Consider the following 781-nt stretch of genomic DNA (forward strand, 5'->3'; position numbering starts at 1 on the left):
CCTACAAGCCCAGCAGCGACGGATCGCTCGCCAGCGCCTGGAAGTACTCGCGCGGATCCGCCACCAGCCGCCGCTCCTTCAGGTCCATCAGCCCGCCGACAGAGCTGAACGTCGCGGCCACCGTGCCGTCCGTCTTCGTGACCGTCTGCTCGATGCGGAACGTCTTGCCGTCGCCCCACACGAAGGTGCAGCTCACCGTCGTCTCATCGCCCGCGCGCAGCTCCCTGTGGTAGCGGACGGTGTTCTCCAGGGCCACCGGCCCCACGCCCTTGTCCAGCAGGTCGGCCTGGGCGATGCCCGCCGCGCGCAGCAGGGACCAGCGGGCGTGCTCCGCGTACTGCAAGTACACGGCCTGGTTGAGGTGTCCCTGCGTGTCCGTCTCGTACCCCCGGACGTCCACGCGCACGGAGAACGGCTCCGCCTTCGCCGCTGCCGCCCCCGCTGTCTCTGCCGCTGCCTCTGTCACGGTGTTCCCTCCGGATAGGTGGTGTGGTCGTCTCGGCCCGCTTGACGAGCGCTCACGTCCGTCTCGGCGAGGCCAGAAGATAGCGGGGCAGGGCCCGCGCCCCCGCGTGCTCGCCGACCTGCCAGCCCGCCCGCTCAAGCGCCGCCGCGCAGGCCCGCAGGCCCTCCGGCATTGGTCATACGGCGCAGTTCGACGAGGCCCTCCCAGGCGCCGCGGACCTCACGGGCGCGCGCGGGGCCCTCGCCGCCGGGCGGCGCCGATGCCTCCGTGCCGGTGCGGGCGGCGAAGACGCCGGTGGCGGCCGGGGGCTTAACG

Annotated in this window: 1 protein-coding gene and 1 pseudogene; both read right to left on the bottom strand. The window is 73.1% G+C overall.

Annotated elements, in window-relative coordinates:
* Position 1: 1 nt before the first annotated feature.
* The gene (locus AB8Z36_RS41685) at positions 2-466 is read right to left on the bottom strand and encodes an acyl-CoA thioesterase (protein WP_369218518.1); all 465 of its coding nucleotides are present in this window, start codon (positions 464-466) and stop codon (positions 2-4) included.
* Positions 467-518: 52 nt separating this feature from the next.
* Positions 519-781: pseudogene (locus AB8Z36_RS41690) on the bottom strand (hypothetical protein); the annotation flags it as partial.

The sequence above is a fragment of the Streptomyces flavofungini genome (assembly GCF_041028215.1).
Classification (GTDB): Bacteria; Actinomycetota; Actinomycetes; order Streptomycetales; family Streptomycetaceae; genus Streptomyces; species Streptomyces flavofungini_B.